This is a genomic window from Candidatus Accumulibacter contiguus, from assembly GCF_012940005.1.
GTDB classification, from domain to species: Bacteria; Pseudomonadota; Gammaproteobacteria; order Burkholderiales; family Rhodocyclaceae; genus Accumulibacter; species Accumulibacter contiguus.
On sequence record NZ_SPMX01000022.1, the window covers coordinates 121,788 to 146,801 of the forward strand.

23 protein-coding genes and 1 tRNA gene are annotated in these 25,014 nt (G+C 61.0%); 15 read left to right on the forward strand and 9 right to left on the reverse strand.

From position 1 onward, the window contains the following. Nucleotides 1-44: 44 nt before the first annotated feature. From E4Q08_RS09835 to holA, 4 genes are all read left to right on the forward strand, one after another. On the forward strand, nucleotides 45-854 hold the full coding sequence (locus E4Q08_RS09835; protein WP_034913996.1) for a hypothetical protein: 810 nt from the start codon (nucleotides 45-47) through the stop codon (nucleotides 852-854). 89 nt (nucleotides 855-943) lie between these two features. Next, nucleotides 944-3,559 carry a leucine--tRNA ligase gene (gene leuS / locus E4Q08_RS09840; protein ID WP_169070257.1) on the forward strand — a complete coding sequence of 872 codons (2,616 nt, stop codon included), beginning with the start codon at nucleotides 944-946 and terminating at the stop codon, nucleotides 3,557-3,559. 11 nt (nucleotides 3,560-3,570) lie between these two features. Further along, a complete protein-coding gene (locus E4Q08_RS09845; RefSeq protein ID WP_034913999.1) occupies nucleotides 3,571-4,083 on the forward strand; it encodes an LPS-assembly lipoprotein LptE in 513 nt (170 codons plus the stop codon). Nucleotides 4,084-4,094: 11 nt separating this feature from the next. Next, nucleotides 4,095-5,099: a DNA polymerase III subunit delta gene (holA, locus tag E4Q08_RS09850; protein ID WP_034914010.1), complete on the forward strand. Its 1,005-nt coding sequence runs from the start codon at nucleotides 4,095-4,097 to the stop codon at nucleotides 5,097-5,099. 20 nt (nucleotides 5,100-5,119) lie between these two features. Here the strand turns inward: holA and E4Q08_RS09855 are convergent, their stop codons facing one another. After that, nucleotides 5,120-5,365, reverse strand: a complete 246-nt coding sequence (locus E4Q08_RS09855) for a hypothetical protein (protein ID WP_034914014.1) — start codon at nucleotides 5,363-5,365, stop codon at nucleotides 5,120-5,122. Nucleotides 5,366-5,480: 115 nt separating this feature from the next. Here E4Q08_RS09855 and E4Q08_RS09860 point away from each other — a divergent pair, with 115 nt between their 5' ends. The 11 genes from E4Q08_RS09860 to E4Q08_RS26085 all read left to right on the forward strand — a co-directional run bounded on the left by E4Q08_RS09860 (nucleotide 5,481) and on the right by E4Q08_RS26085 (nucleotide 15,906). Next, entirely contained in the window at nucleotides 5,481-6,737 is a 1,257-nt protein-coding gene (locus tag E4Q08_RS09860) for a glutamate-5-semialdehyde dehydrogenase (RefSeq protein ID WP_169070258.1), read from the forward strand. A gap of 200 nt (nucleotides 6,738-6,937) precedes the next feature. Next, nucleotides 6,938-7,510, forward strand: coding sequence for a chalcone isomerase family protein (locus E4Q08_RS09865; protein WP_169070259.1), 573 nt, complete (start codon nucleotides 6,938-6,940; stop codon nucleotides 7,508-7,510). Between the two features lie 73 nt (nucleotides 7,511-7,583). After that, on the forward strand, nucleotides 7,584-8,018 hold the full coding sequence (locus tag E4Q08_RS09870; RefSeq protein WP_169070274.1) for a methylated-DNA--[protein]-cysteine S-methyltransferase: 435 nt from the start codon (nucleotides 7,584-7,586) through the stop codon (nucleotides 8,016-8,018). Continuing rightward, nucleotides 8,005-8,919 (forward strand): site-specific tyrosine recombinase XerD, encoded by a 915-nt coding sequence (xerD, locus tag E4Q08_RS09875; RefSeq protein ID WP_034909957.1) that lies wholly within the window; start codon nucleotides 8,005-8,007, stop codon nucleotides 8,917-8,919. Before E4Q08_RS09870 ends, xerD begins: the two co-directional genes overlap by 14 nt. A 157-nt stretch (nucleotides 8,920-9,076) precedes the next feature. Beyond that, nucleotides 9,077-9,787, forward strand: a complete 711-nt coding sequence (locus E4Q08_RS09880) for a Crp/Fnr family transcriptional regulator (RefSeq protein WP_211203376.1) — start codon at nucleotides 9,077-9,079, stop codon at nucleotides 9,785-9,787. Nucleotides 9,788-9,810: 23 nt separating this feature from the next. Next, nucleotides 9,811-12,399, forward strand: a complete 2,589-nt coding sequence (locus E4Q08_RS09885; protein ID WP_169070260.1) for a DNA translocase FtsK — start codon at nucleotides 9,811-9,813, stop codon at nucleotides 12,397-12,399. After that, a complete protein-coding gene (lolA, locus tag E4Q08_RS09890) occupies nucleotides 12,396-13,010 on the forward strand; it encodes an outer membrane lipoprotein periplasmic chaperone LolA (protein ID WP_034909959.1) in 615 nt (204 codons plus the stop codon). The genes E4Q08_RS09885 and lolA overlap by 4 nt, the downstream gene beginning before the upstream one ends. A gap of 90 nt (nucleotides 13,011-13,100) precedes the next feature. After that, entirely contained in the window at nucleotides 13,101-13,748 is a 648-nt protein-coding gene (locus E4Q08_RS09895) for a Druantia anti-phage system protein DruA (protein WP_169070261.1), read from the forward strand. Nucleotides 13,749-13,916: 168 nt separating this feature from the next. Next, nucleotides 13,917-13,993: transfer RNA gene (locus E4Q08_RS09900), tRNA-Met, on the forward strand. Between the two features lie 901 nt (nucleotides 13,994-14,894). After that, nucleotides 14,895-15,644 carry a J domain-containing protein gene (locus tag E4Q08_RS09905; RefSeq protein ID WP_169070262.1) on the forward strand — a complete coding sequence of 250 codons (750 nt, stop codon included), beginning with the start codon at nucleotides 14,895-14,897 and terminating at the stop codon, nucleotides 15,642-15,644. A gap of 34 nt (nucleotides 15,645-15,678) precedes the next feature. Next, entirely contained in the window at nucleotides 15,679-15,906 is a 228-nt protein-coding gene (locus E4Q08_RS26085) for a hypothetical protein (RefSeq protein WP_372703610.1), read from the forward strand. A gap of 69 nt (nucleotides 15,907-15,975) precedes the next feature. Here the strand turns inward: E4Q08_RS26085 and E4Q08_RS09915 are convergent, their stop codons facing one another. From E4Q08_RS09915 to E4Q08_RS09950, 8 genes are all read right to left on the reverse strand, one after another. After that, on the reverse strand, nucleotides 15,976-16,377 hold the full coding sequence (locus E4Q08_RS09915; RefSeq protein ID WP_169070264.1) for a hypothetical protein: 402 nt from the start codon (nucleotides 16,375-16,377) through the stop codon (nucleotides 15,976-15,978). Next, nucleotides 16,374-16,640, reverse strand: a complete 267-nt coding sequence (locus E4Q08_RS09920) for a hypothetical protein (protein ID WP_169070265.1) — start codon at nucleotides 16,638-16,640, stop codon at nucleotides 16,374-16,376. The genes E4Q08_RS09915 and E4Q08_RS09920 overlap by 4 nt, the downstream gene beginning before the upstream one ends. Continuing rightward, a complete protein-coding gene (locus E4Q08_RS09925; RefSeq protein ID WP_169070266.1) occupies nucleotides 16,637-17,071 on the reverse strand; it encodes a DUF5681 domain-containing protein in 435 nt (144 codons plus the stop codon). Before E4Q08_RS09925 ends, E4Q08_RS09920 begins: the two co-directional genes overlap by 4 nt. 639 nt (nucleotides 17,072-17,710) lie before the next feature. After that, a complete protein-coding gene (locus tag E4Q08_RS09930) occupies nucleotides 17,711-18,757 on the reverse strand; it encodes a hypothetical protein (RefSeq protein ID WP_169070267.1) in 1,047 nt (348 codons plus the stop codon). Between the two features lie 107 nt (nucleotides 18,758-18,864). Continuing rightward, nucleotides 18,865-22,590: a DEAD/DEAH box helicase gene (locus E4Q08_RS26090; RefSeq protein ID WP_169070268.1), complete on the reverse strand. Its 3,726-nt coding sequence runs from the start codon at nucleotides 22,588-22,590 to the stop codon at nucleotides 18,865-18,867. Between the two features lie 37 nt (nucleotides 22,591-22,627). Further along, nucleotides 22,628-23,896 carry a hypothetical protein gene (locus E4Q08_RS09940; protein ID WP_169070269.1) on the reverse strand — a complete coding sequence of 423 codons (1,269 nt, stop codon included), beginning with the start codon at nucleotides 23,894-23,896 and terminating at the stop codon, nucleotides 22,628-22,630. A gap of 135 nt (nucleotides 23,897-24,031) precedes the next feature. Then, nucleotides 24,032-24,337 (reverse strand): hypothetical protein, encoded by a 306-nt coding sequence (locus E4Q08_RS09945; RefSeq protein WP_169070270.1) that lies wholly within the window; start codon nucleotides 24,335-24,337, stop codon nucleotides 24,032-24,034. Then, complete coding sequence (locus E4Q08_RS09950) at nucleotides 24,334-24,624, reverse strand: hypothetical protein (RefSeq protein WP_169070271.1); 291 nt, start codon at nucleotides 24,622-24,624, stop codon at nucleotides 24,334-24,336. Before E4Q08_RS09950 ends, E4Q08_RS09945 begins: the two co-directional genes overlap by 4 nt. Between the last annotated feature and the right edge of the window lie 390 nt (nucleotides 24,625-25,014).

A 25,014-nucleotide genomic window follows, 5' to 3' on the forward strand; every position in this document is an offset into this window, starting at 1 on the left:
CGGCAGGCGTTTACGAGGTCATCACCTCATTCAAGGAGATCGTCATGAAAAAACTCGCCGCTCTGTTCGCTGCCCTGCCGCTGGCCGGCTGCATCAGCATCGCCGACGCCGGCAGCCTGGTCGATGTCGGCATCATCGACCGCAGCAGTGGTCAGACGCTGGAGGCCTATCGCCACCACGGCCGCCTGTACGTGGTCGGGACTCCCGGCAACCGCTACGCGGTGATGTTGCGCAACAAGAGCAGCGGTCGTGTCCTGACCGTGCTCTCCGTGGACGGCATCAATGCGCTCAGCGGCCAGACTGCCGCCACCTCGCAGTCGGGTTATGTCCTGGTGGCGCGACAATCGGCCGAGATCTCCGGCTGGCGCAAGAGCATGGACGATGTCGCCGCCTTCTATTTCACCAGCGTTGCCGACAGCTACGCCGGCCGTACCGACCGCCCGCAGAACGTCGGCGTGATTGGCGTCGCCGTCTATCGGGAAGCCGAGCCAATGCCGCCACCGCAGGTCACGATGCAGTCGCGGGAGCGCGACGACGCTCCTGCTGCCGATAGCGCGACGTCGAACGCCACGCCCAGGGCGGCTGCGCCGGCGCGTGCGGAAGCATCCGGCAAGCTGGCGGAGAGTCAGCCGAGTCGCCTGGGCACCGGTCACGGCGAACGCATCAGCGCGCCGACGCAATACACCGAGTTTCGCCGTGCCAGTGACCAGCCATCCGAGATACTGACCATTCATTACGACAGCTACAGCAATCTGCTCGCCCAGGGCATCATTCCGCGGCCCCGGCAGCAGCCGACGCCGAATCCGTTTCCGAACCCCTTTCCGGGTGGCTTCACGCCCGACCCGCGGCACTGAGCCGATTGCTTTACGGTAGCGGCCAGGCCAAGCCAAAGCGCGTATGCGTATAATCCGCGCTTCAGCCACTTTCTGGATCGTTACCAGCCATGCAGGAAAAGTATCAACCCGCGGACGTCGAAGTCGCTGCCCAGGACTTCTGGAACCATAGCGGCGCGGCGCGCGCCATCGAGGACGCAAGTCGGCCCAAGTACTACTGCCTGTCGATGTTCCCCTATCCTTCGGGCAAGCTGCACATGGGGCACGTGCGCAACTACACGATCGGTGACGTACTCGCGCGCTTTCACCGGATGCTCGGCTACAATGTCCTGCAGCCGATGGGCTGGGACGCCTTCGGCATGCCGGCGGAAAACGCCGCCATCCAGAATGATGTGCCGCCGGCGCAATGGACCTACGCCAACATCGACTACATGAAGACGCAACTCAAGCGTCTGGGTTTTGCGATCGACTGGGAGCGCGAAATCGCCACCTGCCGGCCCGAGTACTACCGCTGGGAGCAGTGGCTGTTCACCCGCCTGTACGAGAAGGGCCTGATCTACCAGAGACTGGGAACCGTCAACTGGGATCCGGTCGACCAGACCGTGCTGGCCAACGAGCAGGTGATCGATGGGCGTGGCTGGCGTTCGGGTGCGCTGATCGAGAAGCGCGAAATTCCGATGTATTACATGAAGATCACCGCCTACGCCGAGGAACTGCTGGCCGACCTCGACCAGCTCGACGGCTGGCCGGAACAGGTTCGACTGATGCAGAAGAACTGGATCGGCAAGAGCATCGGCGTGCGCTTCGCCTTTCCCTATCAACTCGATGGTCAGCCCGGCCAGTTGTGGGTGTTCACCACGCGTGCCGACACGATCATGGGCGTCACCTTCTGCGCCGTGGCCGCCGAGCATCCGTTGGCTGCCTACGCGGCGGCGCGCGACCCGCAGGTCGCCGCTTTCGTCGAGGAATGCAAGCAGGGTGGCGTCGCCGAAGCGGACCTGGCGACGATGGACAAGAAAGGCCTGCCGACCGGAATTTTCGTCACGCATCCGCTGAGTGGCGAACAGATCGAGGTATGGATCGGCAACTACGTGTTGATGAGCTACGGTGACGGCGCGGTGATGGCGGTACCGGCGCACGACGAGCGCGATTTTGCTTTTGCCAGGAAATACGGTTTGCCGATCAAACCGGTGATTGCCGTGGCGGGCGAGACCTTCTCGCTGGATGGCTGGCAGGAGTGGTACGCCGACAAGCAGCGCGGCGTCTGCGTCAATTCCGGCAAATACGACGGCCTGGATTGCAAGGCAGCCGTCGAGGCGATTGCCGCCGACCTCGCCGCCAAGGCTCTGGGCGAAAAGAAGGTCCAGTTTCGCCTGCGCGATTGGGGCATCTCCCGGCAGCGCTACTGGGGCTGCCCGATCCCGATCATCCACTGTGCGGCCTGCGGCGACCTGCCGGTGCCTGACCAGGACCTGCCGGTGGTACTGCCGGAAAACGTGACGATTACCGGTGCCGGTTCGCCGCTCGCCAGGATGCCCGAGTTCTACGAGACGGCCTGCCCCAGATGCGGCGGCAAGGCGAAGCGCGAAACCGACACCATGGATACCTTCGTCGAGTCTTCGTGGTATTTCCTGCGCTATTGCTGTCCGGACAATGATCGCGCGATGGTCGACGAGCGCGTGGCCTACTGGTGCGCGGGCGGCATCGACCAGTACATCGGCGGCATCGAACATGCCATCCTGCACCTGCTCTACTCGCGCTTCTGGACCAAGCTGATGCGCGACCTCGGCCTGTTTGGCGAGCACCGGCTCGGCGAGCCCTTTGCTCATCTGCTGACACAGGGCATGGTCGTTGCGCCGACTTTCTACCGCGAGGACAGCCACGGCAAGAAGCAATGGCTCAATCCCGCCGAGGTCGACGCCGTGCATGACGAACGCGGCCGTGCCAGTGGCGCGACGTTGCGCGCCGACGGGTTGCCGGTGATCGTCGGTGGCATCGAGAAGATGTCGAAGTCGAAGAACAACGGCGTCGATCCACAGGCGCTGATCGAACAGTTCGGTGCCGATACCGCGCGCCTGTTCATCATGTTCGCGAGTCCCCCGGACCAGTCGCTGGAATGGTCCGATGCCGGCGTCGAAGGGGCATTCCGTTTCCTCAAGCGGCTCTGGCGAATCGTCTACGAGCATGTCTCGGCTGGCCCGGTAGCGCCGGCCCCGGCTGCGCATTTGTCTACTGAGCTGCAGGGTCTGCGTCGGCAGTTACATCAGACGATTGGCAAGGTCGCCGACGATTATGGGCGGCGCAAGCAGTTCAATACCGCTATCGCCGCAGTGATGGAGTTGCTCAACGCCTATGGCCGCATCGCCGACGGTTCGGCCGCAGCGCGCGCCCTCAGGCAGGAAACGCTCGAAGCGGTGACGCTGATGCTCAACCCGATCGTGCCGCATGTCTGCGAAGCACTCTACGCGGCCTTGAGGCCCGGCCACACGCTCACCGGCCAGGCATTTCCGAAGCCCGATGCGAACGCGCTGGTGCAGGACGAAATCGAACTGGTACTGCAGATCAATGGCAAACTGCGCGGCAGCCTGCGGGTGCCGGCGGGTGCCGACCGGGCGAGCATCGAATCCGCCGCGCTGGCCTGTGAAACGGCACGCAAGCATCTGGCTGGCGCCGCACCCAGAAAGCTGGTCGTGGTTCCCGGTCGCCTGGTCAATATCGTCGCCTGAGAAAGAGCCCGATGCGTGCAGCGCTACCCTCCATAGGGCTCACCCTGGCCCTGGCATTGCTCGCCGCTTGTGGCTTCCAGTTGCGGGGTGCTTATTCGCTGCCCTACGAAAGTCTTTTCATTGCCATGCCCGACTATTCGGTGATCGCCGTCAGCCTCAAGCGCGCCATCCGCGCCTCGGGAACGACGCGCGTGGCGCTGACGGCGAGCGACGCACAGGCGACCCTGGTGCCGGGCGCCGAGTCCCGTGACCGGGTGATTCTCTCGGTCTCGAGCACGGGCCGCGTCAGCGAACTGCGTCTGCGTTACCTGTATCCCTATCGGATCACCGACAACAAGGGCCGCGACCTGGTCGCACCGAGCAACATCGAACTGGTCCGCGATCTCACCTACGACGACTCCAATGTGCTGGCCAAGCAGCAGGAAGAAACACTGCTCTGGCGCGATATGGAGAATGATCTGGTGCAGCAGTTGATGCGCCGGCTGGCGGCCAGCAAACCGGTATTTGCAGCGACTCCCGAGTAAGGTTGCCGGGCATGCATCTCAAGGGCGATCAGCTCACCGCGCATCTCGAACGCGACCTCCAGCCGGTCTACCTGGTTTATGGTGACGAACCCCTGCTGGTCATCGAAGCGGCTGATGCCATTCGCGCCGCAGCCCGCCGACATGGCTTCGACGAACGCGAAGTCCTTACCGCGATCGCCGGTTTCAACTGGAACGATCTCTACCACGCGGCAGGGAGCATGTCTCTGTTCGGTGGGCGCATGCTGATCGATCTGCGCGTCCCGACCGGCAAGCCGGGGCGTGAAGGCGCTGCGGCCCTGCAGGAGTATTGTGCGCGTCCCTCTCCGGATTCACTGCTGCTGGTGACCATGAACGGTATCGACTGGCGGGACGAGAAATCTGCCTGGATCAGCGCTCTGGCCAGCGCCGGGGCAGTGGTCAAGCTGCTCCCGCCGACGCTGGCCGAACTGCCGGCATGGCTTGCCGGCCGCCTACACCGCCAGCAGCAAAGCGCTAGCGCCGACGGTCTGCGTTTCATTGCCGAGCGGGTCGAGGGCAATCTGCTGGCGGCACATCAGGAAATTCTCAAGCTCGGCGTGCTTTACCCGCTGGGCGCCTTGAGTCTGGAGCAGATTCGCGAGGCCGTGCTCAACGTCGCCCGTTACGACCTCGACGGCCTGCGCGAAGCGATGCTCGCCGGCGATGTGGCGCGCCTGGCGCGCACCCTCGACGGCCTGCAGCAGGAAGGCGAAGCGCCGCTCCTGGTGCTCTGGGCGATGACCGAGGAAGTGCGCGTGCTGGCGCAGATCAGTGCGGGGCTCGCAAGACGCCAGCCGCTGGACGCGCTGCTCAAGGACGCCAGGCTGTGGGGCGCACGCCAGGCGCTGATCAAACGCGCGCTACAGCGGATCGACGGCGAGCGCGCCATGGCCGCACTGGTGCACGCCGCGCGCATCGACCGGATGATCAAGGGAATCGCTGCTGGCGATGTCTGGGACGAGTTCCGGCAACTGGGTCTGCATATCGCCATCGCCTGAAACACCGCGGCGCTGCAGCTTCAGCGGCGGTTGCCGCTTTCCGGGTCGGCAGCGTCCGGCGCCAGATGTTCCCAGGCGCAAGCATCGGTTTCCCTGCGCACGTCATTGAGCCCGTAGCTGCATTTGCTCTGTGCCAGGCATTCGCCCAGGCAATCCTCGCCGATGACCACCAGGCGCAACTCGGTATCGACCATCCGGGCACCATCCCAGTAGCTGCAGGTCGCGCAGACTTTCACTTCAGTGGGCAGTATCAGTTTCTTGTTCATGGTTAGCGCAGGAAAATGGCGATAGCGATAAGAGTGCATTCCTTTGCAGTGGTTCCGTTGACGCATGCGCGCAGTCGGTGGCTATAATCAATGCTTCTGCCAATAGAGAAGTCTCATGGACATCGAGCAGTACATGCAAACCGTCGGCAGCGATGCCCGCGCCGCATCACGGCTGATCGCGCGTGCCGACAGCCATGCCAAGAACACTGCACTCTGCCGAATTGCCACGGCGATCCGGCGCGAGTCCGACACCTTGCTTGCCGCCAATCACGATGATCTGGCTGCGGCACGTGCTGCCGGCCTCGAACCGGCCCTGCTCGATCGCCTGGCGTTATCGGCAAAGAGCGTTGCGGCGATGGCCGAGGGTGTCGAACAGGTCGCCGCTTTACCCGACCCGGTCGGCGAAATCAGTGATTTGAAGTTTCGGCCGAGTGGCATTCAGGTCGGCCGCATGCGCGTGCCGCTGGGGGTGATCGGGATCATCTACGAGGCGCGCCCGAATGTCACCGCCGACGCCGCGGCCCTGTGTCTGAAGTCCGGCAATGCCTCGATCCTGCGCGGTGGTTCCGAGGCGATCCGTTGTAACCGGGCGATTGCCACGCTGGTGCAGGAAGGTCTTGCCAGTGCCGGTCTGCCGGCCAATGCCGTGCAGGTGATCGAGACCACCGACCGCGCCGCTGTCGGTCACCTGATCAGGATGCGCGAATTCGTGGACGTGATCGTTCCGCGCGGCGGCAAAGGACTGATCGCGCGCCTGCTGGCCGAGTCCCGTGTGCCGATGATTCAGCACCTCGACGGTAACTGCCATGTTTACCTTGATGATGACGCCGACCCCGAGAAAGCGCTGCAGATCGTCGAGAATGCCAAGACGCAGCGCTATGGCACCTGCAATACCGCCGAGTCGCTGCTGCTGGCACGTTCGGTCGTTGCCCGCCTGCTGCCGCCGGTCGCCGCGATGCTGACGCAGAAGGGAGTCGAGATTCGCGGTTGTCCGGAAACCGTCGACCGCATCAGGGAGGCGAGGGCGGCAAGCGAAGAAGATTACGCCAGCGAGTTCCTGGCGCCGATCATTTCGGTCAAGGTGGTGGCCGGACTCGACGAGGCGATCGCGCACATCAATCGCTATGGTTCGCATCACACCGACGCCATCATCACCGAGAATTACACTTCGGCGATGCGCTTTCTGCGCGAAGTCGACTCGGCTTCGGTGATGGTGAACGCCTCGACGCGTTTTGCGGACGGCTTCGAGTACGGACTGGGTGCCGAAATCGGCATCTCGACCGACAAGATTCACGCGCGTGGCCCGGTCGGTCTGGAAGGGCTGACCAGCCAGAAATGGATCGTTCTCGGCAACGGCGAGGTGCGCGCCTAACGGTCATGGCTTTGTGAGACACCCCGGATGATGAAAGCCCTGACCGTTTCCCTCTCCCCCGACCACTCTCCCGCGAGTGGAGAGGGGAGATTCGTGAGTCGCTGACGCGACTTTCACGGTAACACTGCACTGCGGCGGCGGGCGGACGCCGTGGCCTGCTTGACCAGACCCGCCAGCGCATCTAACCAAAAGGAGACTCCATGAAACACCTGCTGATGGCGGCGCTTGCCGCCCTGTCCTTCCACCTCGCGGCAGCCGTTGAAGTTGCCGGCGTCAAGTTCGACGACAAGACGCGCGTCGGTACTGGCGAACTGGTGGTCAATGGCGCCGGCCTGCGCAAGAAGGCCGTCTTCAAGGTTTATGCGATGGCGCTCTACCTGCCGGAGAAAAGCGGTGACGCCGCGGCGGTGCTGGCCGCCAGGGGTGGCAAGCGGATTTCGCTCAGTCTGCTGCGCGACCTCTCGGCGCAGCAGTTTGTCGAAGCCCTGCAGGAGGGCGTCGCCAACAACCATTCGGAAGCTGAGATGGCGGGCCTCAAGGATCGCCTGAAACAGTTTTCCGATACCCTGCTGGCCGCGGGAGAACCCAAGACCGGCACCAGCGTGTTCATCGACTGGCTGCCGGAGACGGGCACACGACTCACCATCAATGGTCAGGTCAAAGGCAAGGACATCGCCGGCGAGGATTTCTACAAGGCGCTGCTGAAAATCTGGCTCGGCAACAAGCCGGTCCAGGATGACCTGAAGCAGGCGCTGCTCGGCAAGGTCTCCTGAGGCGCTGCAGGACGCCGCGGTGCACACCCGGGTCGATCCGGCCGAACCGGCCTTCCAGGCGATCATCAGCGCAATGACGTTCAGCCTCGGCGTGTGCTGCGACGAGCAGGAAATTCATCACCTCGCCTTTCTTCCGCCAACGGACGAGGTCGCGCCGCAGAATGCGCTCGCCGCGGAAGCGGCGCGCCAGTTGTGCGCCTACCTGGCGGACGCCGAATTCCTCTTCGTCTTGCCCTTGCGCCCAGCAGGCACACCTTTTCAGCGCCGTGTCTGGCAACAGATCGCGGCCATTCCGACGCACCATACCCGCAGCTACGGCGAGATCGCACAGGCACTGCACAACGCACCGCGAGCGGTTGGTCAGGCCTGCGCTGCCAATCCCTACCCGGTGGTCGTTCCCTGCCATCGAGTTCTGGCGGCGGGCGGTGGATTGGGCGGCTTTGCCCGTCAGACCGACGGTTTTCTGCTTAACGTCAAGCGCTGGCTGCTGGCGCATGAAGGCTGCTGAGGCCAATCCTGGCGATCTCGCCGAGATCGATCGCTTCTGCGACACCTTATGGCTGGAGGACGGACTCGCCAGGGGTTCGCTCGACAGCTATCGCAGCGACCTGCTGCAACTGGCGAACTGGCTGGCCGAGCAGCAACTGGGCAGCCTGTGCAGCATCGACGAAGCGATCCTGATGCGTTTCGTCGCGACGCTGTCGCAAACGCTGCGCGCTTCCTCGCAGGCGCGTTATCTGTCGACGCTGCGCCGCTTCTACCGGCACCAACTGGCACAGGGCCGGCGCAGCAGCGATCCGACGCTGAAGATCGCCATGCCGGCGCAGCCCTCGCGGCTGCCGAAAGTGCTCTCCGAAGTCCAGGTCGAGCGCCTGCTCGCCGCACCCCTGCTCGACACGACGCTCGGTCAGCGTGATCGGGCGATGCTCGAAACGCTCTACGCCACCGGCCTGCGTGTCAGCGAACTGGTCGGCCTCAAGTTGCACGAACTGCATCTCGACATGGGCGTGCTGCGCGTTTTCGGTAAGGGCAGCAAGGAGCGCCTGGTGCCGCTCGGTGAGGAAGCGTGCGACTGGCTGCGCTGCTATCTGGGCGACGGCCGGCCGGCGCTGCTCGCAGGACGCCAGAGCGACGAGGTATTCGTGACTGCGCGCGGCTCGGCGATGACCCGGCAGGCTTTCTGGCAGTTGATCAAGCGCTACGCGCTGCAGGCCGGGATGGATCCTGCCCGCCTGTCGCCGCACGTGCTGCGGCACGCCTTTGCGACACATCTGCTCAATCATGGTGCCGATCTGCGCGTCGTGCAACTGCTGCTCGGCCACTCGGACATCTCGACGACGCAGATCTACACCCATGTCGCTCGCGAACGGCTCAAGGTCCTGCACGCCCAACACCATCCACGCGGCTGATCAACCAGCAATTCTCATATCGAAGCGGAAATGGGACTCGCCCAATACTTTCGATCGCACCCTTTGTCGCCACTTTGCTTCGAAAACTGGCGAAGTGCCTTATAATCGCGGCGCAAGCCCTTGATAGAAATCACTTCACTTGATGAAAGAATGGCCCATGAATACTGCCGTCGAGCAACCCCGGAGAGGACCCAGCCTGACTTTGCTGCACAGCATTCCGATCTTTGCCGGAGTTCCCGATGCACAACTCGAACAGATCGCCAAGGTCGCTTTCCATCGTCGGGTGCCACGCCAGACCACCATCGTCCGCGCCGGCGACAGCACCGATTCGCTCTATGTGCTGATCAGCGGCGGCGCCAAGGTGCTCAACAGCGACGAAGAAGGACGCGAAGTGATTCTGACCCTGCTTGGCCCCGGGGAGTTCTTCGGTGAAATGGGGCTGATCGATGGCAGCCCGCGTTCGGCCGATGTCATGGCGACCGAAACCTGCGAATTGCTGGTCATCACCAAGAACGACTTCAAGCGTTGCCTGGCCGAGAATTTCGACCTCTGCCTCAATATCATGAAGAGCCTCGTGCAGCGTTTGCGCGAAGCCGATCGCAACATCGAAAGTCTGGCTCTGCTCGACGTCTACGGCCGCGTCGCCAAATTGCTGATCGATTTCTCCGAGGAAGAGCGCGGCGAGCACGTGATCCGGCGACGGCTGACCAAGCAGGATATTGCCAAGATGATCGGTGCCTCGCGTGAGATGGTCAGTCGGGTCATGAAGGATCTCGAGAATCGCGGCTACTTCCGGGTCGAAGAAGGCCGGATCGTCATTCTCGAAAAACGCCTGCCTTCCCCGGCAAGCCCCGCTTCCCAACCGTAACCTTCCTTGGTCCGAACTTACTGATGGCTTTGCTGAACAAATTTGCCGGCAGGATGGCCTTTCCGTCCAGAGCGCCAAGTCCGCTCCCGGAAAAAATTGCAGCACTCCTGCAGGAGTCGCGCTGGCTGATCCTGATCGTCGTCGCCACCTTCCTGGCGCTCTCGCTGTGGGGCTACCATCGATCCGATCCCGGTTGGTCGCACGCCGTACACACGGCAACGCTGCGCAACCCGGCCGGCCGTAGCGGCGCCTGGCTGGCTGATTTGATGCTTTACGTCTTCGGCCTTTCGGCGTGGTGGTGGATCGTCCTGCTGCTGGTCTTTGTCTGGTGGGGTTATCGGCGTCTCGACGGCCAGCGGGCGACCGACCGGCGTCCGCTGTTCATTTCCCTGGCCGGCTTTCTGGTACTGATCGTCTCCAGCAGCGGACTCGAGACCTTGCGTTTCTACACCCTCAAGGCAACATTGCCGGTTGGTCCCGGTGGCGTCATCGGCATCGAGCTCGGCGCCTTGGTCGTGCGTTATCTGGGCTATACCGGTGCGACGCTGACCCTGTTCGCCCTGCTGATGCTTGGCTGGAGTATTTTCTCCGGGATGTCGTGGATTACCGCCGCCGAACGCGCCGGCACACTCCTGGAAGCGATCGTCGTCGGCGTCCACGGCTTGTTCGAACGCTGGCAGGATCGACGGATCGGACGCGAAGTCGCGCGCGAGCGAGAGGCCGTGGTCGAGGGCGAGAAGAAGCGCGGAGAGATGCATGAACCCGTGCTGACCGAAAGTCCTGCGCTGGCCAACCCTCCTCGCCCGCTGTCGGCAAAAGCCGGCACACATGGCCAGGAACCGACCCTGAACAAGGAGCCCGACGCGCCTGCACCGCTACCGCCAGAAACTGGCAAGCACACTCACGACGAGCCGACCCTGACGGTCATGGCTACTTCAGACACCCTTGATCATGAAAGCCATGACCGCTTTCCTCAACCCATCTCCCGATCGCGAGAGATAGGTGATTCGCGAGTCGCTGACGCGACTCCCACCTTGACCGAAACGCCCGCAGCCCTCGCGCCGCCGAAGGGCGGGAAGCGGACAGACCGGGGGCATCCGCCACCACTCCCCGAAGCCGTCGAAGCCTCCCCGCTGCCGCCCGTGCATCTGCTTGAACCGGCGCCCTTGCAGAGCAGCCGCGTCAGTCCGGAGACTCTTGAATACACCTCCCGTCTGATCGAGCGCAAACTCGCCGATTTTGGCGTGCAGGTGGCGGTCACCGCCGCCTATCCCGGGCCGGTCATCACGCGTTACGAAATCGAGCCGGCAGTCGGCGTGAAGGGCGCCCAGATCCTCAATCTGGCCAAGGATCTGGCACGCTCGCTGTCACTGGTTTCGGTGCGCGTCGTCGAGACGGTACCGGGCAAGTCGTCGATGGCGCTCGAACTCCCGAATCCCAAGCGACAGATGGTGCGCCTGCTGGAAATCATCTCCAGCCAGGAATACAAGGAAATGGACTCGCCGCTGACGATGACGCTGGGCAAGGATATCGGCGGCCAGCCTTTGGTCGTTGACCTGGCCAGGATGCCGCACCTACTGGTCGCCGGAACGACCGGATCGGGCAAATCGGTCGGCATCAACGCGATGATCCTTTCACTGCTCTACAAAGCCGGGCCCGAGCAGGTGCGGCTGATCCTGGTCGACCCGAAGATGCTCGAACTGTCGATCTACGAGGGCATCCCGCACCTGCTCGCGCCGGTGGTGGTAGACATGAAACATGCCGCCAACGCTCTCAACTGGTGCGTTGGCGAGATGGACAAGCGCTACAAGCTGATGTCGGCGATGGGCGTACGCAATCTGGCCGGCTTCAATCAACGCATCCGTGATGCCGCGAAGAACGGCGAGATGATCGCCAACCCGGTATCGCTGACTCCGGATACCCCCGAACCGCTGTCATGCCTGCCGTTCATCGTGGTGGTCATCGACGAACTCGCCGACCTGATGATGCTTTCCGGAAAGACCGTCGAGCAACTGATCGCCCGTCTCGCGCAGAAGGCACGCGCCTCGGGAATCCACCTGATTCTGGCGACGCAACGGCCGTCGGTCGATGTCATCACCGGCCTGATCAAGGCCAATATACCCACCCGCATCTCCTTCCAGGTGTCATCAAAAATCGATTCACGCACCATCCTCGATCAGATGGGTGCCGAAGCCCTGCTCGGCCAGGGCGACATGCTCTACCTGGCACCCGGGACCGGTTATCCGACACGCGTCCATGGCGCTTTTGTCGCCGACGAAGAAGTGCATCGGGTGGTCGACTACCTGAAAAAAACGGGTGTTCCAGATTACGTCGAAGGTGTTCTCGCCGGTGCCAGTGCGGACGACGAAGGCGAGGGCGCGAGCGCTGGCGAAGGCCAGGATAGCGATGGCGAAGCCGATCCGGTCTATGACCAGGCGGTCGAAGTGGTACTGAAGAATCGCCGCGCATCGATTTCGCTGGTACAGCGCCACTTGCGCATCGGCTACAATCGCTCGGCTCGCTTGATCGAAGCCATGGAAAAAGCCGGGCTGGTTTCTGCCATGGATGCCCGTGGCGGTCGCGAAGTCCTGGCCCGCAAGGAAGAGGAATGATTCGCCGCATTCTCCTCGCCACCGCCTGCCTGCTGGCTGCCCAGGCAGCCCACGCCGGAGCGATCGACAAGCTGCAGCAATTCCTCGAATCGACCCGGACGGTACGCGCCGATTTCGCGCAGACGGTGGTGGCCAAGAACGGACGCCAGGCGCAAGCGTCTAGCGGCGTCATGATGTTTTCGCGCCCGGGCAAGTTTCGCTGGCAGATCGAGAAGCCCTACAGCCAGCTGCTGGTGGGTGATGGCGAGAAAGTCTGGATCCATGACCCGGACCTGCGCCAGGTCACGGTCAAGAAGGCCGGCACGGCGATCGGCGGGACACCGGCGGCACTGCTCGCCGGGGATAGTGCGATCGAAAGGAACTTCACCCTGCGAGAAGCTGGCGATCACGACGGGCTGGAGTGGATCGAGGCGATTCCCAAAGCGCAGGATAGCGGCTTCGAGAAGGTCCGTCTCGGTTTTGCGAATAAGGAGCTCAGAGCAATGGAGTTGTTCGACAGCCTCGGCCAGACCACCTTGCTGCACTTTTCCCACCTTGAGCGCAATCCGCGCCTGGCTCCGTCGCTGTTCCACTTCGTCCCGCCGGCCAATACCGACGTGATTGGTGAATAGCGGTGCCAGCCCTGACGCATGACTAGCAAAGCCCAGTGGTAGCGAGGCTTGGCGGTTGGTCACCCTATCGGGAACACCGAAGATCCACGCTTGCCAAGAGTTCCTGGAGCGCTTGCAGGCGGCCGGGTTGCTGGTACTGCCGCCCTTGCGGCCGGCGCGGCCCGTCCGTTCAGCCCTCCTCGCGCCGGTGGTGGATCCGATGGACTCAGCCGCTTCCTGATCTTTCCGCACGTCCGTGTACCGCAGGCCAGCCATGTGCTCGGGCAACTCGCGCGCCGCGCCCGCGTGGACTGGCGCGATCACTGGGGCTTCGAGCTCCTGCGGCTGGAGACCTTCGTCGATCCGCGTCACCATGCCGGCACCTGTTACCTCGCCGCCGGTTGGCAGTTGCTTGGGGTAACCAGCAGACGTGGGCTGGCCCGCCCTAGCCAGTCGTATCACAGCACGCCCCGCCAGGTATGGGTCAAACCGCTGACCTCGTTTCGGCTGCTGCGCGACCTCGACCTGGCCCACATCGAACAGGCCCACGTCGATCTGGTGAAGCGGCTGATCCGCGGCAAGAGCTTTCGCCGCTACCTGATCAACCATTGCGATCCGATCGCCATCGACGGCTCGCAGAAGCTCGCTGGCGATACCTCTGGGCGGAGGAACTCCTGCAGCGCACCGTCGGCAAGGACGAAACCCGTCACACCCAGTATTTGCTCCTGCTCGACAGACTCTACGCCAACGGGCCGGTGATGCAGTGGCCGTGATCACCACTGGCAGTTCATGATCGTGCTCAAGGACCAGGATTTGTCCACCGTCTGGCAGGAGTTCCAGCAGTTCTCATTTCAGCCAGAATGAGAATTCTGAAAATGTCTATTGCTTGACCGCAAGCGTAGTCAGCCCTATAATCTGCCGCCCTGAGGTGATGTAGCTCAGTCGGTTAGAGCGATGGATTCATAACCCATAGGTCGGTGGTTCAATTCCACCCATCACCACCAGAAAAATCAATGACTTAGGCCACTTCAAAAGGTGGCCTTTTTGTTGTCCGTCGTTCCGGTAAGCAGATGGTAAGCAAATTTCAGCAATCCAGATCAACGTCGGGCAAGAAAAGCGGGGCCGGCAGGGTGTCGCCAGTTACGCTGTAACGCTCCCGGCAACGCAGTGTTGCTTTTTTGCAATATGTCGCATTTCCGCCATGCTCGCCGTCTGAGCCTTCGCCTAATCCTGATCGCTGGCTACTCGCTTGGCTACCTGCTTGGCTACCTACATGGTTGACGTTGCCGGCCCCGCCGACTGGCTTGAACCATGCGCTGCAACCATGCGCCGGTGACTGTAACCATGCCGGAAACCATGAACCTTGCCCTGAACCATCGCCGCACCAAAGAAAAACCCGGCACACGCCGGGTCGGTAGGGTCATGCGGTCGTTACGCTGTAACGCTCGCCGGTGTCAGGCGCCTGTGATGGACACCCTTGCTGCGGATACCCTTGCCTCACCAAGCCCCCCGCCGGGAGTCCGTCAAGGGCTTGCACAATCGACGCTGGCGGGGTGATCTGCCGTCGGGCCATACCATCGCCCTACCGCGCCACGGAAACGCCCTTGTTCGCTGGCAGCGTACTGTTGCCATCAGCATTGTGCGGCTGCGCTACGCAACTTTCGCGCCAGGATGAACTGCTACCGGCTGAACGTGAAGCGCTGCAATGCGAGGAACGATTCATGCTTAGGGTTGCCTTCGGCATTTGCGATCGCAGTATCTTCGGCTTTATGAAGATAGCCCCTCCCTCTCTGTGACCAAAAACCGATTAAACAGGAATGCTACCGCTTGATACCCTCGACTTGCCGAAAGTAAAGATTTGACGCCAAACCTTCATCCTCTACAATTCCGGTAGGCGCAAGCTTCGTGCTGATTTCGTCCATATTCCAGAAGAGTGAGTTAATGGCAGGTGAAGACCTTTACGCCATTCTTGGCGTCCTTCCTGACGCTGAGGAGGTTGTGATTGCCGCGGCCTACCGCGCGCTAGCACAGCGTTATCACCCCGATAGGTGGAATGGTGATGCCATGGAAGCACACCGGCGCATGAGCGCTATCAATCAAGCATATTCTGTCCTTCGTGACAAAGCTCTTCGATCTGGCTATGACAGGGCGCGCGCCCAATCCCAGCAGGCCCAGTTCACTGCAGATGACAAAGACATACAAGCCGAAGCATTCGAGTCAGCCCTGAGCGAGCTAGAGGGGCGCTGGAAGATCGCCTGTAGCATCTACCCCGACCTCAAAGAGTATCGATCGACACTCACTAAAATCTCAACATCCCTAGCGTTTGCGTTTGTCACCGCGATGCTTGAAACAAAGTCATTTGTGCGGCGTTCTGAAATAGCTTCGCACTTGGAACGGATGTTTTTGGAACGCTATTTCGGCACAAACAAGCAAATCCTCAAGTTTGCCCGGTCTCTCATACTTGCGGGTCAGAAGGCGCCAGCCAAGGCGCTGAACCGGCTAGTTGATGTAATGGGTTCAGACGTTGACGCCCATCTCTTGATTGAGCGCGTAGAGAACGATTTTGGCTTTCCAGAGGCTCGTGAACGGGCCAATCGGGCAATTGAGAACCTTTCTGCTACTTCAGGCGCCTCGAATTTTTTTAGGGCTAGTTAGGCGTGGAGATCTGCAAGGAGTGGCTACCATGCTAATGGAAAACCCGCTCTATGTTTCCGTGACTGACGGAATAGGTCGGACTCCCCTTCATTTGGCTGCCGCCGAGAAAAATGTGCGAATGGCAAATCTGCTGATTGACGCTGGAGCGCCATTCGATCAGCTTAACTGCTATGGACTCAGCGCGGTGCGCTTCCTTGAGGACAACAAAATGTCTGAACCACTCGCACGAATCCGGACATTGCAGGGTCGCTCGAAGGCGTAAGCGAAAGATTCCATTGAGGGCGGCGCGGGCCCGCCCTTCCGAATGTTAAGTTTTGCCAGCATCTATGAGTCAGAGCGCTGCGGTCCATAACCTTGCTGGAGCGTCGTCCCTCGTCTTGTCGCAGGACACTGGCCCTATCACGTTGCCCATTGCATCTTTCACCGTATCGGCCAGCAGACTGTCGTTGCCACGGTCCGACGGAAGCATTGACGCCTCTACCAGTCCTGCCTCGAATTCACTGGCGAAGTAGGTCACCCCCTTGTCGTAGTGCCGTCTGTCTCCCTGCCGGACGGGCGAAACGATGGCGACGAAATCGCCTCGCTCCTTCGCTGCTTCGACCTTCTGCCGGTACTCGTCCCATGCCGCGGGGGTCGCATCCGTCGGCGGTTCCACCAGCAGGCAAAACGCCTGCACAGAGGGCGGCAGAATTGCGTCTTCGAGTTTGGTCAAGCGTCGTTCGAGTGTGCTCATTGCATTACTTGCTGGGGCAACAGAATCACGCAGCACGGACGGCGATCAGTGCGAGCCAGCGCTTCGACTTTCGCCCGTTCCACGAAGTCGTCTTCGGCCTCGTCGGCGCGTCGGTTCAGAACCCTGTCGCCGAGGTTGGCGCGAGCCACCTCGCGGTTACCACGGGGTGACACGATGCGCCGGAAAATCACGTCGATGCGGTTCGCGTCCGGGGTGGCCGCATTTTCCAGTTTCGCCATGCGTCGTTCCAGTGTGGTGCTCATTTCTTGATCTCCAATGCAGTGATGCGTTGTTCCAGTTCAAGTGTCTCAACGGCTTTGCGTCGCGCTTCCACGATACCGGCCATCGTCGCTGCCTCTCCCGGCAGCAGATCGCCGGCAGCAACAGCTTGCAGGATCGCCCGCTGCGCATCAGCGATACCGTCAGTGGTGCTCGTGTCCGGCAGCGCCAGGAAGATCGGGCGCTCCTTCGCCGGTGGCACCAATCGTTCGAGCACCAGCCGCGCGGCGCTCATGTCGCCTTCTTTGGCCATGTCCACCACTTTGCGCGCGATCGCGTCGGCGCCTTCCTCCATCGCAGCCAGAGCAACGATAGTTACCCGGTTGCGGCGGCCCTTCGGGCGGCCCTTCGGGTTGCCAGACTGACCGGGCTTCCAGCCAGGGCGCAGCTTTTCAGTTCGGGGCGTTCCGCTCATTCCTTGTTCCTCGACGGTGTATTTTCAACGCAGGCTTGTTCTGTGACACTCACGAAACCATAGCGCCGGCCGACTACAGCCTCACCGAAGGGCGCCGCTTTTCGGCTGCCTTCAGACACCAAGACATGTGCTCCAGAAACGAGCCGAGAGTTCTTGTCATCATCATCGAGTCGTGGTTATCAGTCGAGAGTCAGGTTCGTCAACCGCAGCCGGCATGGGCTCACTTCTTCAGCGGTCGTGCTTTCCGCATGACCGTAACCCAAGCGCCAAGCAACATGTCCGTTCTTTCGGGGTTAATGATAGTCAAATACTATCATTGATCGATATCCGATAAAATTTTGCGGAAAGCTGACTCTCGGTCGACGCGGTTTCTTTCCGCATACACACTTCGGCGCCACCCGTCCCTATCGAACCGGCAGCCGGAGCATGGCGTGGTCGACGAAAATAGGCGGCGCTCGCCGCGGAGTTGCACGGCAGTGCCGCCGCTTTGAACGAAGTCTTCGATGCCCTATCGACTTCCCATGCAAACTGACGCCGAGAGGAGCACCAGATCGGGGACGGTACCCGATTCGTTGTCGAAGGCCAACCGAGTCCCCGCTGCGGCTGATCGTACGAAATCCAGCAAGCACGGCGGACAAGCTACTTGAACTTGCTGCCGACCATAAAAAGCGTCTTGAGCTTGTCGAGAGTGCTCTTGAGTCGCTCCGCAACATCGAACAACGACAACTCGACTTTCTCGACCCGCACCTTGAGTTCTCGAATGTCTTCGGCAAGCGTGGCCCGCTCACGCGTCGTTGCCGCACGGTCCGTATTGAATTCGGACGCAAGCTCTTTGAGCGAGGTCCTCGTCGCGACGATGGCCTCTGACTGCGTTCGCGAAACACGGTGAAAACTGTCGATTTGCTGAGTGAGGTTCTGGATAAGCGCGTTCTGCTTGTTCAGGAACTCCGTGATTTGGCGATCGATCTTCCCCTCGTGCTCGGCCAAGTCATGTTTGACAGCATCCTTGAATGCATCGATTTCGGTCTGCAGGAAACGCTCGTGACGCGCGGACTGCGCATCCAGTCCGTTGCGAACCTCCTGGAATTGCGACTCCAGCCGATCCTCTGCATCCTGGAGTTTTGAGCCAACATCGCTCTGGAGTTCATCGCGAAGCGTGGCTAGCAATTTTTCAAGATCGTTTGCTCGCTTCTGCGTTAAAGCGTTGGCCTGTTCTGCAGCGTCGGCGTTCTTCCCTATTCGTGATTCGATGCCTTGCAGTTTCTCCTCTTGTTCGGCGAGCGACGCCCGGTTGGTCGAGCGCAACTGCTCCTCCGCTTCGACCAGCCGCTTGCCGACCGACTGCGTGATGCGATCGAGTTCCGTGAGCAAGTGGTCGCGCGTCTGTTTCCTTTCGGTCTGCGCCATCGCCACCTCCTGCTTCAGCCGCTCCCATTCCGCCTGGATCTCTTGAAGCTGGAGCTGTATGCCGTCGGCCTTGCGAAGGGCCTGTTCGCCTTGGTTGAACTGTTCTTCCAGAACCTTGAGCTGTTTCTCGGAATCGCTCTTGACCCGCTTGATGGCTTGCGCGGCGGCAATGGCCCCGTCCACTTGTGCGTCGAACTGCTGCAGCTTTTGCCGGATTGCTTCGACACTGGTAATTTCAGGCATAGAACACCTCTTCCAACCTGCGCGCTTTCGCCGCAAGCGAACGTGTGTGGTCGGGGAACGCCTCCTCGACCAGGATAAAGAACTGCAGGCACTCACGCATCCGGGCGACCTCTTGGTTTCTGCGATACTCCGCCTTGCTAGCCTCACTGACCAAAAAAATTCCAGCCGTCCGGAGAGTCGCACGCGGTATCGGTTTCGTTGAGGACCGCAAGCAGGTCCGGTTTCAGCCGGCGCTCGGACGACCGCAAGAGTCTCTGGACTTCGGACAGCGGTACCGGGCGCTGATTGGCGGTACGGAGCAGTCGCCTGGAGTTCGCTCCGCGCTCTTCCGGCGGAGAGAATTCGCGCGCGATAAACAGTGCGTTCAGGTTGTTTGCATTACCCTCCAGAACGGCGCGGGCGTGCCGATATTTCGCGGTCGGATAGTCGGAAAAATCGGCCACCAGCCCGTTTAGGACGCTCAAGTCGAACGAATCGCTTTCCAGAGTCTTTTTCAACTGAAGTTCCCTCTCCGCGTTGCTGGTCTCCGGGGGAGCAATGCGGATTTCGGGAAATTCCAGGTTTGGCGCACAGACGTCACAGCAACCACAGCGATACGACTTTTTCACACTGTCGCCAAAGTAGCCCAAGATTGCGCTGCGACGGCACTCGCGGGTCCTGACGACCTCCAGCAAGTTCCACAACATGTCGTACCGCATCTTCACCACGTCTTTGTACGTGTGGTCGAGCAGCAACAACAGGTGTTCGTAAATCGAGCGATAGAACACCACTTCAATTCCATCGAGAAGTTCCACAAGCTGACCGTAGCCGGCGAACTTGCGCAACTTTGGCTGAAAACTTTCCCAGGGACGATATTCCTGTCGGCAGCGGGCAAGCTCCTTGAGAACACGCCGTTCTTGCCAACCGGGAAAGTCCGGGTGATGTTCAGCCAGCCGACTTTGCACCTGTCTTTCGAGGCGCGCCAAAGCTTCCGCCTGATCAGGCAATTCCGGCAGCGTGAACTCGACATCAAATCTCGGAGGACGCGCATAGGTGATGACGTAATCGTCCACCAACCCCAGGACGGTGAGCCGGTAGAGCGCCAGTTCGTCGCGCGAGAGAGACTTGTTCGAGGAGCACAACACAACGCTGCCGTCCTGACTTGCTTTGCGCGCGACGATGAGCTGGTCAAGGACTCTCAGCGCGCGGAAGGCATCTGACTCCGCCCCCGGATAACTGCTCGCGATAAACATGTGCTGCTTGCCGTAGTCACAAAGCCCATCCATTCCGTGCGTGCAGCCGGCGCGGTAGTTGCATTGCGGGCGCTTGATATCGTCGAGTTGCAGTTGCCCGTGGCACCTCTCGTTGGGCGGCGTGGTCAGCAAGACGATGTGGGCCCGCTCGTTGTCGCGGCCGGCACGCCCGACTTCCTGGTACCAGGATTCCATGCCGGACGACAGCGAGGTATGCACGACGAAGCGCACACTGCTCTTGTCGATTCCCATGCCGAATCCCTTCGTCGCGACGAGGATGTCGAATCCGCTGTTCTTGAAATCGTTCTGGTTCGCCTTGATCAGTTCGTCCCAACTAGGCGGAGTGATCGCGTCTGCGCCATCGAACTCTCTCTTGCAGTGGCCGCAGACTTTGATCCCAGCCTTCTTGGCAGCGCCATTGTCGGTGTCGTCAATCGACCCCTCCCCGTCCGCATCCTCCGCATCGTCCGTGCTCGTCTGAGCTCTGCTCGTGTAAGCGTAGGAGTGACAGTGTGGGCAAAGCGTCGGCGCTTTGCTGGAGAATGCCCTGACGGCGCCGCTCCCGAACGCGTCCAGTTCGAACCGAGCGTTCGGCTCTAGAATCTCCATCGTCTCGGAGAGGTAGTGCGCCACGCCTTCCCAGATGGAGTGTTGGCCGTGTGGATCCGCGTAAATGCAGAAGACGATTCCAAGCGACTTCTCGCCATGCTTATTCTCCTGACGCATCAACGCCGGAAGTGTCGCTTGGCGGAGCGCTTTCGCAACGTCCCTGGTCAGCACTTTGCGATAGGCCTCGGTCTTCGACGCCAAGTCCTTGGCCGCGACAATCTGGTAACTGAACCGCTCCCGGTCGGCGACTTCATCCTTCACCACATCTCCGTTTTCACCGCCGCGGAGCCGTAGAATGGCGAGCATGTCGGCCTGCACCTGCTGCCCCGCGGTCGCGGTGAGCGCGATGAGCTGAAGCCCGGCAGTGTCCTGCGCAAGCCTCTCGCGTAGAAGCGGAAGTTTGAGGTACGACGGACGGAAATCGTGACCCCACTCCGAAATGCAATGCGCCTCGTCCACGGCGAGGGTATGGACTGGGACGAACTCCTTCAGCCGGTCGAGTTGATCGAGGAACTTCTTGATGCGGAGGCGCTCCGGCGAGATGTACAGCAGGCGGACGTGGCCCAGACGCGCTTCTTCGAGAATGCTTTGCTGCTTTAGCTGACCGACGTCGGAATTGATGAACTCTGCGGAGGCGATGCCGCACTTCAGCAAAGTCAGCCGCTGGTCACGCATCAGCGACCGAAGCGGCGCAATGACCAGCGTCAGGCCGGGCTTCAACAGGCCGGGCAACCAGAAGCAGAATGACTTGCCGCTTCCGGTCGCTGAGATGCCGAGAATGTTCTCCCCTTTGAAGATCCGTTGCAGGACTTTGTTCTGAAACGGCTTGGTTTCTGAATCGTATTCGAAAACATTCCGCGTGAAGAAGCTCAGGCGCATTTGAATGGCGTCGAGCGAGAGATCCCTTCGGAAACGCACGTCGCCGGCTGTCGCGGGCGGAGTCAGTACGCTGGAGGCGCCAAGTCTGACCGCTCCGCTGTCGAGTGTCAGGGGTGTCAGCGCTGTTTCGGCCTCGTCTTCTGCGACGGCAACGAGGGGGTGAAAAGGGACTGACCAATCGCCCGGAAATTGCTCGCCTGAAACCCTTACCATTGGCAAGTCGAATGCAGTTTCGACTATCCCCTCGACTGCGTCCAGAAACTCGTACAGCGCGCTGATGGCAGCAGCGACAAACGGGAAGCCAAATCCGAAGTTGTCCCTGACCAGCACGACGTTGCCGAACTGCGGCGCCGTGAGCAGCGTGCCCACGAAACAATCCTGCGTGCGGTAGAAATCGTTCACCAAGTCGATCACGCTTTGCCCGGCTTCTTCTGGAAAGAGGCTGGCTTGATAATCCGCGTACGGCTGAATCGTCAGGAGGCGGCGAAGCTGCGGGTCTGCCCTCAACACGTCATGCAACTCGCGCAGCGTGACCTCGGGTGTTTTCATCACCTGGCCGTAGGTGTACCGCAATACCCGCCAGCCCTGCTGGGTGATGAAGTTTTGGCGCTTCGTAAAGTCGTCGAGTTCCGGGCGGGTCCGAAACTTCGCAAATCCGTCTACCTCCAGCGCAAGTTTGTTGGTACCCTCGATGGCAAAGTCCAGGGAGTATCGCCCGACACGACGTTGCGGATGAACAGCGTGAAGTCCTTCCTCGTTCAGCAGGCGTGCAAGAATCCTCTTGACGAACTGGATCTCCAGGTAGTTCGCGGCCTCCTGCAATTGGCGGTCGCCGGCGAGTCGGTCATCGGCAAGGGCGTTGTGGAAATACTGGTGTCTGCGGAAGAAGGCTTTAGCCCGTGGCGCAGTTGCCTGGGGGGATTCCAGCAAGTCCGTGGGCAGAGTGCGCTGTCGCCGCCCACTGTGGAAATCGTTGCTGACCGGGAATCTGGCTAGGATCTCTTTCCTCGGATCGGGTGGCAGAAATCGCAGCTTGTCGTTGACGAACTGTTGGTAGCCTCGGTCGTCTCGAACGTCGAAAAACCCGTCATCAAAGCGGTAAACCCCGCGAACGACGGACGGCAGGAAATGACGGACAAGTGGATTCACCCTCGCGGTGTCCTGCAAGGCCGTCGCAAATTCCGGGTCATCGGCAACTGCCCGGACTCGTCTGCACCATCGGTGCCGCGCTGAAAATCTGAAACCAACCTTCAAGCTCCTGTTCAGGTACGGCTTTACGCAGGACTTCAAGGAACTCTTTGTCACGGGTCGATTCGACGGTGATGTTCTTGTAGACCACTTTCACGGTTGGCTCGATCACCCGCAGGTTGTCCAAGCCCTTTCGCACCAACTCTTCGATCTTGTCTCGTGTCAGCTTCTGACGCTCGTTCGCCCGTTGCATGCGCTGCTCGATGAGGGTAACCACGCGTTGCACACGCTGATCGTGGTCGCCCTTAACCAGATCCTGAAAGCCCTTCACCCAATCCTTGAGCACGATCTCGAAGGCCGCCTTGCCCTCTTCAAACTTCACCTTGTCGGAGTGGCGGATGATCTTGCCAAAACCCGGCAGGTTGACGATGTAGCGGTCCGTCAGCTTGGTCCAATAGCTACGGACTTCGGTCTGCGTGGTGGGCACCTTCAGCGGCTGGCCCGCCTTGTTGAAAGCCTGTTCGCCGTTGACCAGTACCGGCACCTCGATCGCCTTGTCGGCGTCCGTATTGAAGGGCTGTACCGTCGTGTGCAGCAGGGGTTGCAACTCCTCGGGGGCATCCGAATTGACGATCAGACTGTCCAGTCGCATTTCACGCTTGGTCAGCTCGGCGCCGCGCAGCACCGTTTCGATGAACTGGAACTTGGACGAGAAGACGCGCGACAGGCGGGACAGGTCGAAGGGCGCTGGCGGAACCGCTTTGATTGCCTCGACCACCGCGGCGACGTCCTCGGGATGCAGGGGCTCGGCGCCAATCTCGCCGTCAGCCGCCGGGTGCTCAGGGTCAACACCGAGCGCCTCGGGCAGTCTCTGCAGGGTTTCCTGTGTGAGCAGCAAACCATTTGGCTCGTCTGTGTCGCGAGGTGCTTCGAACATCAGAGGTGTGGGTGTCCAGACTAGGATTTCGTCATCGGCCATCAGCAGTCCGATTCGGATGCCTCGTTGCTGCCGGATGGGAATGCCCCGTCCTGCGGCAGATCTGCTCAGCGTTTCGAGCGACGGCGCATCGCAGTAGCCCAGGCGGCAGGTTTCTTCGTCTGCATCCAGCACGATCATGATCTGGAGCCCAGGGGCTTGTGCCAAGCGGTTCTCCAGCACCTTCCCCACCGCAGCAGACACGCCCGGCGCCACGAAGACCAGGCGCCTTGTCGCGCCGGCGATACTGCGCACCAGGGCGTCGTCCTGGATGGATCGGAACACCTGCATGGCGCCTCCATCGACCGTGAACTGTTCTTGCGTCCCAGTTTACATTGAATTGGCCAACGGGTTCGCAGGCTTGAAGGCAGGGCAACGCTGGAGGATGCCGGTCGCTGGACGATAGCCGACACCCGCCCGGTCGAGCTACGGTGCAGACGCAGCGCTCTGTAGCGCATCGGCATGGTCAAGAATCGCATCCCATTTTGCGGATATTGCGCAATCGCCTTGCCACTGTCGAGGGTGCGCAGCTATTGGCACTCCGGCCTGATGGTCGGCCGCAGCACTCCGCGCGACCAGCCAGTCTCGGAATTTCCAAAGGCTGCCGAAATCGGCCAGCATGGCGGCGCGGCTCGTTCCCATCTTTTCGAACAGCTTGTCGACCTCGTCCCCCACGTCGTTGCGGTTCCTGATTTCTTCCAGCTTGTTCAGCCGGCGTTCGATTGTGCTCATTGCTTTGCCTCCATTGCGGTGATGCGCGCTTCGATCTCGTTGCCGTCTTCATCGACTTTCACAGAGCCACCGCCAGGAATCAGCCGAAGGCGTGACGTCACCCGCATGGTGCCCGGCTCAATAAAGTGAATGATGAAATTGACCTGTTCGGTGGCGCCGGCCGGGCCTTCGAGCTTGCTGACTCGCTTTTGCAATGCAGTCATTTTTTTCCCTTCCAGTGCGCTGATGCGCTGTTCAAGTTCGTGGGTTTCAACTGCCTTGCGTCGCGCTTCCACGATACCGGCCATCGTCGCGCCCTTGTATGCTTCGTTTTGTGGTTTTTCGTTCGTTCAAGAGAGGAGATGAAGTCATGGCTGGAAGGGTGTCAAGAGGACCGTGGAATAAATGCGAGAGAGGTATTTTTCTCTTGCGTTTATGCCGCGAAAGCCTCTTGACATCCTGTAAGCCAAGTACACTTGAGGCAGGGGCTGGGGAGGGGTTGATCATCCCCGGCCGCTGCCTCACGGCGAGTGCGGGGTTTGGGGCAGAGCCCCAAGGTTTAGGTCGTAGAGTGCCACGGAGGTGTGGTGGAAACGAGTTCGGAAGGCGACGCACAGCCCGACGCCCCTCTGGGACATCAAGCCCGTGGGAGAGCACTTGGCGTGCATTGTCAGCCGTTTGTCTGAATACCGAACAGT

Bases quoted from the DNA above. Each gene is read 5' to 3' on its own strand.
- E4Q08_RS26085 (WP_372703610.1), top strand. From the start codon at position 15,679: ATGGAAAACCCGCTCTATGTTTCCGTGACTGACGGAATAGGTCGGACT.
- E4Q08_RS09855 (WP_034914014.1), bottom strand. From the start codon at position 5,365: ATGAACAAGAAACTGATACTGCCCACTGAAGTGAAAGTCTGCGCGACC.
- leuS (WP_169070257.1), top strand. From the start codon at position 944: ATGCAGGAAAAGTATCAACCCGCGGACGTCGAAGTCGCTGCCCAGGAC.
- E4Q08_RS09865 (WP_169070259.1), top strand. From the start codon at position 6,938: ATGAAACACCTGCTGATGGCGGCGCTTGCCGCCCTGTCCTTCCACCTC.
- E4Q08_RS09950 (WP_169070271.1), bottom strand. From the start codon at position 24,624: ATGGCCGGTATCGTGGAAGCGCGACGCAAGGCAGTTGAAACCCACGAA.
- E4Q08_RS09915 (WP_169070264.1), bottom strand. From the start codon at position 16,377: ATGAGCACACTCGAACGACGCTTGACCAAACTCGAAGACGCAATTCTG.
- E4Q08_RS09870 (WP_169070274.1), top strand. From the start codon at position 7,584: ATGACGTTCAGCCTCGGCGTGTGCTGCGACGAGCAGGAAATTCATCAC.
- E4Q08_RS09940 (WP_169070269.1), bottom strand. From the start codon at position 23,896: ATGCAGGTGTTCCGATCCATCCAGGACGACGCCCTGGTGCGCAGTATC.
- E4Q08_RS09860 (WP_169070258.1), top strand. From the start codon at position 5,481: ATGGACATCGAGCAGTACATGCAAACCGTCGGCAGCGATGCCCGCGCC.
- E4Q08_RS09845 (WP_034913999.1), top strand. From the start codon at position 3,571: ATGCGTGCAGCGCTACCCTCCATAGGGCTCACCCTGGCCCTGGCATTG.
- E4Q08_RS09925 (WP_169070266.1), bottom strand. From the start codon at position 17,071: ATGAGCGGAACGCCCCGAACTGAAAAGCTGCGCCCTGGCTGGAAGCCC.
- E4Q08_RS09945 (WP_169070270.1), bottom strand. From the start codon at position 24,337: ATGAGCACAATCGAACGCCGGCTGAACAAGCTGGAAGAAATCAGGAAC.
- xerD (WP_034909957.1), top strand. From the start codon at position 8,005: ATGAAGGCTGCTGAGGCCAATCCTGGCGATCTCGCCGAGATCGATCGC.
- holA (WP_034914010.1), top strand. From the start codon at position 4,095: ATGCATCTCAAGGGCGATCAGCTCACCGCGCATCTCGAACGCGACCTC.
- E4Q08_RS09835 (WP_034913996.1), top strand. From the start codon at position 45: ATGAAAAAACTCGCCGCTCTGTTCGCTGCCCTGCCGCTGGCCGGCTGC.
- E4Q08_RS09885 (WP_169070260.1), top strand. From the start codon at position 9,811: ATGGCTTTGCTGAACAAATTTGCCGGCAGGATGGCCTTTCCGTCCAGA.
- lolA (WP_034909959.1), top strand. From the start codon at position 12,396: ATGATTCGCCGCATTCTCCTCGCCACCGCCTGCCTGCTGGCTGCCCAG.
- E4Q08_RS09880 (WP_211203376.1), top strand. From the start codon at position 9,077: ATGAATACTGCCGTCGAGCAACCCCGGAGAGGACCCAGCCTGACTTTG.
- E4Q08_RS09920 (WP_169070265.1), bottom strand. From the start codon at position 16,640: ATGAGCACCACACTGGAACGACGCATGGCGAAACTGGAAAATGCGGCC.